General features: G+C 70.7%; 11 protein-coding genes and 1 pseudogene. 9 read left to right on the top strand and 3 right to left on the bottom strand.

The window, feature by feature from the left end; genetic code table 11:
* Positions 1 to 462, bottom strand: a pseudogene (locus J0670_RS20345) (chromosomal replication initiator DnaA); the annotation flags it as partial.
* A 355-nt stretch (positions 463 to 817) separates the two neighbouring features.
* Here J0670_RS20345 and rpmH point away from each other — a divergent pair.
* The 9 genes from rpmH to J0670_RS20300 all read left to right on the top strand — a co-directional run bounded on the left by rpmH (position 818) and on the right by J0670_RS20300 (position 7,594).
* Entirely contained in the window at positions 818 to 955 is a 138-nt protein-coding gene (gene rpmH, locus J0670_RS20340) for a 50S ribosomal protein L34 (RefSeq protein WP_030059672.1), read from the top strand.
* 18 nt (positions 956 to 973) lie between these two features.
* A complete protein-coding gene (rnpA, locus tag J0670_RS20335) occupies positions 974 to 1,402 on the top strand; it encodes a ribonuclease P protein component (RefSeq protein WP_207813060.1) in 429 nt (142 codons plus the stop codon).
* The gene (yidD, locus tag J0670_RS20330; protein ID WP_207813059.1) at positions 1,399 to 1,713 is read left to right on the top strand and encodes a membrane protein insertion efficiency factor YidD; all 315 of its coding nucleotides are present in this window, start codon (positions 1,399 to 1,401) and stop codon (positions 1,711 to 1,713) included. Before rnpA ends, yidD begins: the two co-directional genes overlap by 4 nt.
* A gap of 3 nt (positions 1,714 to 1,716) precedes the next feature.
* Positions 1,717 to 2,877 (top strand): membrane protein insertase YidC, encoded by a 1,161-nt coding sequence (gene yidC / locus J0670_RS20325; RefSeq protein WP_207813058.1) that lies wholly within the window; start codon positions 1,717 to 1,719, stop codon positions 2,875 to 2,877.
* A gap of 82 nt (positions 2,878 to 2,959) precedes the next feature.
* Entirely contained in the window at positions 2,960 to 3,490 is a 531-nt protein-coding gene (locus tag J0670_RS20320; RefSeq protein WP_196949546.1) for a R3H domain-containing nucleic acid-binding protein, read from the top strand.
* Between the two features lie 278 nt (positions 3,491 to 3,768).
* Entirely contained in the window at positions 3,769 to 4,509 is a 741-nt protein-coding gene (gene rsmG / locus J0670_RS20315) for a 16S rRNA (guanine(527)-N(7))-methyltransferase RsmG (protein WP_207813061.1), read from the top strand.
* Between the two features lie 316 nt (positions 4,510 to 4,825).
* Entirely contained in the window at positions 4,826 to 5,770 is a 945-nt protein-coding gene (locus J0670_RS20310; protein ID WP_307806606.1) for a ParA family protein, read from the top strand.
* Positions 5,767 to 6,846 (top strand): ParB/RepB/Spo0J family partition protein, encoded by a 1,080-nt coding sequence (locus J0670_RS20305; RefSeq protein WP_207813056.1) that lies wholly within the window; start codon positions 5,767 to 5,769, stop codon positions 6,844 to 6,846. Before J0670_RS20310 ends, J0670_RS20305 begins: the two co-directional genes overlap by 4 nt.
* Positions 6,847 to 6,976: 130 nt before the next feature.
* Positions 6,977 to 7,594 (top strand): GNAT family N-acetyltransferase, encoded by a 618-nt coding sequence (locus tag J0670_RS20300; RefSeq protein ID WP_207813055.1) that lies wholly within the window; start codon positions 6,977 to 6,979, stop codon positions 7,592 to 7,594.
* Between the two features lie 95 nt (positions 7,595 to 7,689).
* Here J0670_RS20300 and trxA read toward each other — a convergent pair whose 3' ends face one another.
* Together trxA and trxB are read right to left on the bottom strand one after the other, a co-directional pair.
* Entirely contained in the window at positions 7,690 to 8,016 is a 327-nt protein-coding gene (gene trxA, locus J0670_RS20295; protein WP_207813054.1) for a thioredoxin, read from the bottom strand.
* 135 nt (positions 8,017 to 8,151) lie between these two features.
* Complete coding sequence (gene trxB, locus J0670_RS20290; RefSeq protein ID WP_207813053.1) at positions 8,152 to 9,117, bottom strand: thioredoxin-disulfide reductase; 966 nt, start codon at positions 9,115 to 9,117, stop codon at positions 8,152 to 8,154.
* Positions 9,118 to 9,419 lie beyond the last annotated feature (302 nt).

Raw genomic sequence — 9,419 nt, 5'->3', positions numbered from 1 at the left:
GGGCCAGGGCTGGGCCGGCTGGCCGCCGTAGGGTGCGGGGCGCTGCTCGTAGCCGCCGGTGTCGTAGCGGGGGCGCTCGTAGTCCTGCCCGTACGGCTGCTGCTGGTAGTCCTGGTCGCCGTAGCCGCCGGAGTCCTCCTCGGACGGGCCGGGGTAGGGCTCGACGGGGGCCTGGGGCGCGGGGGTGGTCGGCACGGCGTTGGCGTCGACCATCACGGCGATCCGCACCGGTCGGCTGAGCTCGCGGCTGAGGGCGTCGGTCAGCTGCGGCAGCAGCCGGCCCTCCAGCACCTGCTTGGCCCGCTCGTTGGGGGTCGCCAGCAGGGCGGTGTCGTGCATCATCCACATCGGCTGGGTGCGCTGCACCCACTGCTTGTCCATCTCCCCGATGTCGGGGTCGCTGACCAGCCGCTCGACGACTCTCGCCCAGACCGGGACGAGGTCGCTGTTGACATCAGCCACTGGTGCACGCTTTCCAAGAACAAAACCAGACAAGTCCTGCAACGGTAGTCAGCGAACAGGGTCGGATCAAGTCGTTGTCCACAGGCTGTGGGTAAGCGGCCTCACGGACGGCTGGTTTGACCCTCGTGCCCCGTCCCGCGTACCGTAACCAGGTCGAGTTGTCGATGGCCGCTGCCGCATGTCCGCGGGTCCGCCCGCTCCATAAGGCGCGCAGCACGGGCGCCGTGGATTGCCTCAGACCCCAGCCGAACTGGGGCGATGGGCCGGATTTCCGAAATCAGGGGAGATCACGCGGACGCACGGTGACGGCCAAGCGACTCCCCGTCATCCTACGATTCACCTCAGGAGCCCCCGAGTGAGCAAGCGCACCTTCCAGCCGAACAACCGTCGTCGCGCGAAGACCCACGGCTTCCGGCTGCGTATGCGTACCCGCGCCGGCCGCGCCATCCTGGCCGCCCGCCGTGGCAAGGGCCGCGCCAGCCTGTCCGCCTGATCCGCACCAGAGTCTGTTGTGCTGCCCTCCGAGAATCGGCTGCGGCGGCGCCAGGACTTCGCGACCGCGGTGAAACGCGGTCGCCGGGCCGGCCGGCCCCTTCTGGTCGTCCATCTCAGCAGAGACGGTGACCCGCAGGGGCAGACCGACCGGACCAGCGACTCCCGCCCGCACGTCGCCGAGGGGACTCCTTCGGCGCGTGCGGGTTTCGTCGTGAGCAAGGCCGTTGGCCCGGCGGTCGTTCGCAACCTGGTCAAGCGCCGGTTGCGCCATCTCGTTCGTGATCGTCTGTCCAGGCTGCCCGCCGGTAGCCTGATAGTGGTGCGTGCGCTGCCCCAGGCCGCCACCGCCTCGTACCAGGAGCTCGAACGTGACCTGGACGCGGCGCTGAAGCGGTTGCTGAGGGCCGAGCCCGCCGCCACGGCGCCGACGGGAGCAGGGCCATGAAGTACCTGCTGATGGGTCTGATCAGGGTTTACCAGTGGACCATCAGCCCACTGCTCGGTCCGGTCTGCCGTTATTACCCCTCCTGTTCGCACTACGGCTACGAGGCCGTGAAGGTGCACGGGGCGGTCAAGGGCGGTGGACTGACCGTGTGGCGCATCCTGCGCTGCAATCCGTGGACGCCCGGCGGGGTCGATCATGTCCCGCCGCGCAAGCATCCGGTGTGGCACCGCCGGCTGCGCGATCTGCTGAGCCCCAAGAGCGGGACCGCCGAGCCGGAGCCGGTGGCGAAGCCCGATGCCCAAGGAGTCTGACCGGTGACCTTCGGTTTTCTGAGTCCCCTCTACACAGCGGTGTCCTGGATCATCGTCCAGTTCCACTCGCTGTACAGCCATATCTTCAACCCGGACGGTGGCTGGGCCTGGGGTCTGTCCATCGCCTCGATGGTGGTCGTCATCCGGATCTGCCTGATCCCGCTCTTCGTGAAGCAGATCAAGGCGACCCGGGCCATGCAGGCGATCCAGCCGAAGATGAAGGCCATCCAGGAGCGCTACAAGAACGACCGGCAGCGCCAGTCCGAAGAGATGATGAAGCTGTACAAGGAGGCGGGTACCAACCCGTTCTCCAGCTGCCTTCCCATCATCGTGCAGGCTCCGTTCTTCACCGCCCTCTACGGTGTGCTCGCCAAGGTCGCCAAGGGCGAGGACATCGGCGTCATCCACGGCGCCCTGCTGGTGAGCGCCGGCAAGGCGCACATCTTCGGTGCTCCGCTGTCCGCGACCTTCGTCAGCAGCGGCGAGACCAGCGTCAAGATCGTCACCGCGGTGATGATCATCATGATGTCGCTGTCGCAGTTCGTCACCCAGCGCCAGCTGATGACCAAGAACGTCGACCTCACGGTGAAGACGCCGTTCATGCAGCAGCAGAAGATGCTGATGTACGTCTTCCCGGTCATGTTCGCCGTGATGGGCATCAACTTCCCGGTCGGTGTCCTGGTCTACTGGCTGACCACCAACGTCTGGTCGATGGGCCAGCAGCTCGTCGTCATCCACAACAACCCGACCCCGGGCAGCAAGGCCTTCCAGGAGCGCCAGGCCCGGCTGAAGAAGGCCGGCCGACTGCGCGCGGACGGCACCGAGATCAAGGGCGCGCTCTGGGGCATGCTGCCCCCGTCGAAGTCGGCCCTCGACGCCGAGGCCTCCGCGGTCGCCGCGGTCGAGGAGTCGGTGCAGGCGCGCCGCCAGCAGCCCCGTCGGCAGAGCAAGGCCCAGCGCCAGCAGGGTGGTGCCACGCAGCCGCAGACCGCCGAGCCGAGCGAGGAGACCCCGGCGGAGCAGCCCGCCGACACCGCCCCGTCCGAGTCCGGCACGAAGCCGGCGGAGGCCAAGCAGAGCGCGGCCAAGACCGGCGGCGCCAAGCAGGCCACCCGGCAGCAGCCCAAGCGCGGTGGCGGCCAGCGGCCGAAGAGGAAGTCCTGACCGGCCCCTGGCCTGTTGCGGCAGCCCCGAAGAGCTTCGTTCCCGGCCCGCCAGACGGGCCCAACTCCGAAGGAGTCCATCAGTGACGGAAGGCACCACCTCCGCCGTCGAGGCCGAGGCCGCCGCCAGCGCCGACGAGAGCCTCATCGCCCGCCTGGAGCAGGAGGGCGACATCGCGGCGGACTACCTGGAGGGTCTGCTCGACATCGCGGACCTCGACGGTGACATCGACATGGACGTCGAGGGCGACCGCGCCCTGGTCTCCATCGTCAGCGACGGCAACGACCGCGCGCTGCAGCGCCTGGTCGGCCAGGACGGCGAGGTGCTGGAGGCCCTGCAGGAGCTGACCCGGTTGGCTGTCCACCGGGAGACCGGCGAGCGCAGCCGCCTCATGCTGGACATTGCCGGCTTCCGGGCCCGCAAGCGGTCCGAGCTGGCCGCGCTGGGCGCCAAGGCCGCGGAGCAGGCGAAGAGCACCGGCGAGCAGGTCAAGCTGCGGCCGATGACGCCCTTCGAGCGCAAGGTCGTGCACGACGCGGTCGCGGCCGCCGGTCTGCGCAGCGAGTCCGAGGGCGAGGAGCCCCAGCGGTGCGTGGTCGTGCTCCCGGCCTGAGGCCGGCAGCACGATGACCGGCCACCGCGGTGGCCGGTGAGCTTCACCGGACGCGACCCCGTCCGCCTCGTGCGGGCGGGGTCGTCGTCCCTTCCGCGGGGCCGGGCCCCGGCGGGGGACGTTTCACGTGAAACAGTGGGTTGAGCGGGTCGGTGGATCCGGGGATCGGAGAGGTCGAGATGGACACGGAGAGCGCGGCCGCCGGCCGTCCGGGGGCGGACGTGAACCCGGCCGCTGAGGGGCGGGCGACCGAGGTGCCCGAGGCACCCGAACCGGACATGCTGGCCGAGGCGCCGGCCGTGGCCCGGGAGGTCTTCGGCGACCGCTTCGACGCCGCGGTCCGCTACACCGAACTGCTGGCCACCGCGGGCGTCCGGCGCGGGCTGATCGGCCCGCGGGAGGTGCCCCGGCTGTGGGACCGCCACGTCCTCAACTGCGCGGTGCTGGCCGAGCTGCTGCCGGCCAACTCCACGCTGTGCGACGTCGGCTCCGGTGCCGGCCTGCCCGGCATCCCGGTGGCACTGGCCCGGCCGGACGTCTCGGTGACCCTGCTGGAGCCGCTGCTGCGGCGGACCACCTTCCTGGAGGAGGTCGTCCGGGAGCTGGGGCTGGAGAACGTCACGGTGCTGCGCGGTCGTGCCGAGGAGATGGTCGGCAAGCTCGCGGTGGACGTGGTGACCGCCCGGGCGGTGGCGCCGCTGGAGCGGCTGGCCGGCTGGGGGCTGCCGCTGCTGCGTCCGCACGGGCAGATGCTGGCGCTGAAGGGGGACAGCGCCGAGCAGGAGCTGGCCGAGTCCCGGGCCGGGCTGGCCAAGCTGGGCGCGGTCGAGTGGTCCGTGATCTCGGTCGGTGAGGGCACCCTGGAGACCTCGACCCGGGTGGTCCAGGTCAAGGCGGGGGAGAGCCCGGGCGGGGTGAAGGCTGCGACCCGGCGGGCCAAGATGGCCCGGGCCGGCCGCAACGCGAACGCCCGCGGCGGCGGGGAGCGGGGACGGGGCGGACGGCGCCGCAGCCGCTGAAGCCAGGGCCTCCAGTCCGGAGTGACGCCGGACAGGTACGAGAACGGGCGGTCGGCCCTCCGGGAACGGGGGAGCCGACCGCCCGTCGTCTTCCAGGTGACGGTCCGGCCGACTCCCCCAGCCTCCGGCCGGGAGGTGCCCCCAGAACACCGGAGTGTCGCAACGTCAGATTTCCGGCATAGCGGGCATGGTGTTTCACGTGAAACGTCGCTCCTTGCTCGCCGGGATCCTTCGTCGTGACCGGGCGGCGACTGTTGCCGCTCCGGTTTCACGTGAAACACTGACCTCCATGCAGGACTCGGAGACCATCGACCAGATCGATGACACGCCCATCGCACGGGCTGCCCAGGCTGCGGTCAGGGCGATCGGCCGAGCGGGGGAGGGCCTGCCCCGGCCCGCCGCCACCCGGGTGATCGTGGTCGCCAACCAGAAGGGCGGGGTGGGCAAGACCACCACCACCGTGAACATGGCCGCCTCGCTCGCCATGCACGGACTGCGCGTCCTGGTGGTCGACCTCGACCCGCAGGGCAACGCCTCCACCGCCCTCGGGATCGACCACCACGCCGAGGTGCCGTCCATCTACGACGTCCTGGTCGAGGGCAAGCCCATGGCCGACGTGGTCCAGCCGGTCGTGGACGTCGAGGGGCTGTTCTGCGTCCCCGCCACCATCGACCTGGCCGGCGCCGAGATCGAGCTGGTCTCGCTGGTGGCCCGGGAGAGCCGGCTGCAGCGCGCCATCGCCGCCTACGAGCAGCCGCTGGACTACATCCTGATCGACTGTCCGCCCTCGCTGGGTCTGCTGACGGTCAATGCCCTGGTGGCCGGTCAGGAGGTGCTGATCCCGATCCAGTGCGAGTACTACGCGCTGGAGGGCCTCGGCCAGCTGCTGCGCAACGTCGAGCTGGTGCGGGCGCACCTCAACCCCGCGCTGCACGTCTCGACCATCCTGCTCACCATGTACGACGCCCGGACCCGGCTGGCCGCCCAGGTCGCCGAGGAGGTCCGAACCCACTTCCAGCAGGAGGTGCTGAGCACGGCGATCCCGCGCTCGGTACGCATCTCGGAGGCGCCCAGCTACGGGCAGACGGTGCTCACCTACGACCCGGGTTCGACCGGGGCGCTCTCCTACCTGGAGGCCGCCCGCGAGCTCGCGCAGCGCGCGGTGGTCCAGGGCGGTTCGCTGGTGGGCCAGCAACGGGGCGGACAACAGGGGTACGGAGCCCCGGTGGCACAGCACGGTACGACGGAGGGTAATCGGTGAGTGGTCGCAGGGGTCTGGGACGAGGGCTTGAGGCGCTGATCCGCCCTGCCGCGCCGGTGGACGGCGGGGCGGCGGAACAGTCCGCCAAGGCCGCGCCCGCACCGGCCTCGGTGGTGGCGACCGGGACGACATCGCCGGCCTCGGTGCCGACGCTGCCGACCGGTCGCGGGACGGTGGCGGCCCGGGCCGCCGCGGAGAAGCAGGCCGAGCGGTCGCTGTCGGTGCCGGTGGCCGGTGCCTTCTTCGCCGAGCTGCCGCTGGACGCGATCACCCCCAACCCGCGCCAGCCGCGTGAGGTGTTCGACGAGGACAAGCTGGTCGAGCTGATCAACTCCATCAAGGAGGTCGGTCTGCTCCAGCCGATCGTGGTCCGCCAGGTCGGAGCCGAGCGCTTCGAGCTGATCATGGGGGAGCGCCGTTGGCGGGCCTCCCGGGAGGCCGGGCTGGAGCGGATCCCCGCGATCGTCCGGGCCACCGAGGACGACAAGCTGCTGCTGGACGCCCTCCTCGAGAACCTGCACCGGGCCGAGTTGAACCCGCTGGAGGAGGCCGCCGCCTACGACCAGCTGCTGCGGGACTTCTCCTGCACCCACGAGGAGCTGGCGGACCGGATCGGCCGCTCGCGCACGCACGTCTCCAACACCTTGCGGCTGATGAAGCTGCCGGCGTCGGTCCAGCGCCGGCTGGTGGCCGGAACGCTGATGGCCGGGCACGCGCGGGCGCTGCTCGGGGTCCAGGACGCCGAGGCCCAGGAGCAGCTGGCCGCGCGGATCATCGCCGAAGGACTCTCGGTGCGCAGCGTCGAGGAGATCGTCATGCTGATGCGTCCGGAGGAGGAGCGGAAGCCCAAGCGCCAGGCGCCGAAGGCGGGCAAGCTGAACTCCCCGGCCTTCAACGACCTGGCGAGCCGGCTCTCGGACCGCTTCGACACCCGGGTCAAGGTCGAGGTGTCGCAGCGCGCCGGCAAGCTGGGCAAGGGCAAGGTGGTGCTGGAGTTCGGTTCGGTGGAGGACCTCAACCGGATCCTGGACAGCATGGCTCCGGGCGAGGACGGTCTGCGGCTGTCGCAGGGCTGAGCCCGGTTGAGCCGAGGGCGACGACCCGATGGGTGCATGTTCCGCGTGAGCGCTGTTTCACGTGAAACATGCACCCATCGGCGTTCGTGGGGGAATGCTCGACCGTGAAAGGGAGGAGGAGGTACGGGCCATGGGACGCCGGATCGCTCCGCTGACGCTGGACAACCTCGATGACCTGCCGACGGGCTGCCGCTCCTGTGTGTTCTGGGAGCTGGACCCGGTCAGTGCGAAGGAGGCGGTGGAGTCCGGGAAGCCGGAGCTGGAGAAGGAGGGGTGGATCTCCGCGGTGCTGCTGGAGTGGGGGTCCTGCGGCCGGATCGCGTACGTGGACGACCAGCCCGCGGGCTTCGTGCTCTACGCGCCGCCCGCCTACGTCCCCCGCTCGCAGTCCTTTCCGACCAGTCCCGTCTCGGCGGACGCCGTTCAACTGATGGTCAGCCGGGTGCTGCCGGGCTACCAGCGCCAGGGGATCGGGCGGGTGCTGGTGCAGACGGTGGCCAAGGACCTGCTCGGGCGAGGGGTGCGGGCGATCGAGGCCTTCGGCTCGGTGGGCCCGGTGCCGACCAGCTGTGTGCTGCCCGCCGACCACCTGCTCGCGGTCGGCTTCAAGACCGTACGGCCGCACCACCGGTACCCGAGGCTGCGGCTGGAGGCGCGCACCACGCTGTCCTGGCGGGGGGACGTGGAGGGGGCGCTGGAGCGGCTGCTCGGCGGCGGGCGCAAGGAGCCCGCCCTGCGTCCGTTCTAGGAGCGCTCCGTGGAGGGGTTTCACGGGGAAGACGACGGCGGCGGGACTCCCCGGTGTGGGGAGCCCCGCCGCCGTTCGGTCGGTGACCGGGAGACCTAGATCAGGCCGTCCAGCTCGCGCAGCAGCGCGGCCTTCGGACGGGCACCGGTGATGGACTTCACCGGCTGGCCGCCCTTGTAGAGGATCAGGGTCGGGATCGAGATGACGTTGTACTCAGCGGCGGTCTGCTGGTTGACGTCCACGTCGAGCTTGGCGATGGTCAGCTTGTCGCCGTGCTCGGCCGCGATCTCCTCCAGGATCGGGGCGACCTGGCGGCACGGGCCGCACCAGGTGGCCCAGAAGTCGACCAGTACGGGCTTCTCGCTCTCCAGGACGTCGGCCTTGAACGTCGCGTCGGTGACGGTGGTGGTGGCGCCGGCCACGGGAACTCCTCGGGTTCGGACGGAGGGGGCTGCTGCCAGGAGAACAACGGGCGGGCCCGTTCTGTTTCTGCCTGGCCGGGGCGGGGGCGTTTCACGTGGAACACCCCCGCCGGGGGTCGGTCGGTGGCGTGGGGGTCAGACCGCCACGGCGGCGGCCTTGGCCTCCAGGTCGTCCAGCGCGGCCAGGTAGCGCTCGGCGTCCAGCGCGGCGGAGCAGCCGGTGCCGGAGGCGGTGATGGCCTGGCGGTAGGTGTGGTCCACGACGTCGCCGGCGCCGAACACGCCCTCGACGTTGGTCCGGGTCGAGGGGGACTGGACCTTGAGGTAGCCCTCGGCGTCCAGGTCCAGCTGGCCCTTGAACAGGTCGGTGCGCGGGTCGTGGCCGATCGCGATGAACAGGCCGGTGACGGCCAGCTCGCGGGTCTCGCCGGTGGTGGTGTCGCGCAGGGTGACGCCGGAGAGCTTCGGGTCACCGTGGATGGTCTCGACCGCGCTGTCCCACTCGAAGCGGATCTTCGGGTCGGCGAAGGCGCGCTCCTGCATCGCCTTGGAGGCGCGCAGGGTGTCCCGGCGGTGGATGATCGTGACGCTCTTGGCGAAGCGGGAGAGGAAGGTCGCCTCCTCCAGGGCCGTGTCGCCGCCGCCGACCACCGCGATGTCCTGGTCGCGGAAGAAGAAGCCGTCGCACGTGGCGCACCAGGAGACGCCGCGGCCGGAGAGCTTGTCCTCGTTCGGCAGGCCGAGCTTGCGGTGCTGGGAGCCGGTGGTGACGATCACGGCGCGGGCCTTGTGCACGTTGCCCTCGGAGTCGGTGACGGTCTTGATGTCACCGGTGAGGTCGACCGCGACGATGTCGTCCGGAACCAGCTCGGCGCCGAAGCGCTCGGCCTGGGCCCGCATGTTGTCCATCAGCTCGGGGCCCATGATGCCGTCCCGGAAGCCCGGGAAGTTCTCGACCTCGGTGGTGTTCATCAGGGCGCCACCGGCGGTGACGGCGCCTTCGAAGACCAGCGGCTTGAGGGAGGCACGGGCCGTGTAGAGCGCAGCCGTGTACCCGGCCGGGCCGGAGCCGATGATGATCACGTTACGGACGTCGCTCACTGCTTCTCCTGGTTCGCATCGCGACCCGCGTTTGCTGCGGGGAGGGCGGTCCTGCTCCGCCGCCCGGGACAACGACTGACCAGTGTCTCGCATTCCCAGGCGGATCAGTACCAGGTGCCCGAAGTCCGGGAGCGTCGTGGCGTCCTCGTCGTCGATCGCATGGGAACGGGCCCGGAACGGCTGGGAAAGGGGCTGCTCAGTGGCTGGGGACGGTCCGGTGGAGGAGGACCGGGCCACAGTCGACGGGGCGCAGGTAGACGTCCACGGAACCCGGTCGGTCGGGGGCCGGGAAGACCAGGACC

Origin of the sequence: Streptomyces sp. FH025 (genome assembly GCF_017427025.1) — a bacterium.
In the GTDB taxonomy this organism is placed as follows: Bacteria; Actinomycetota; Actinomycetes; order Streptomycetales; family Streptomycetaceae; genus Kitasatospora.
The sequence above is the reverse complement of the archived record's forward strand: the minus strand, read 5'-3'. Positions and strand labels throughout refer to the sequence as shown.

What these genes read in the sequence shown, in the direction of transcription:
- yidD (WP_207813059.1), top strand. Translation starts at nt 1,399, where the DNA reads ATGAAGTACCTGCTGATGGGTCTGATCAGGGTTTACCAGTGGACCATC.
- rsmG (WP_207813061.1), top strand. Translation starts at nt 3,769, where the DNA reads ATGCTGGCCGAGGCGCCGGCCGTGGCCCGGGAGGTCTTCGGCGACCGC.
- J0670_RS20300 (WP_207813055.1), top strand. Translation starts at nt 6,977, where the DNA reads ATGGGACGCCGGATCGCTCCGCTGACGCTGGACAACCTCGATGACCTG.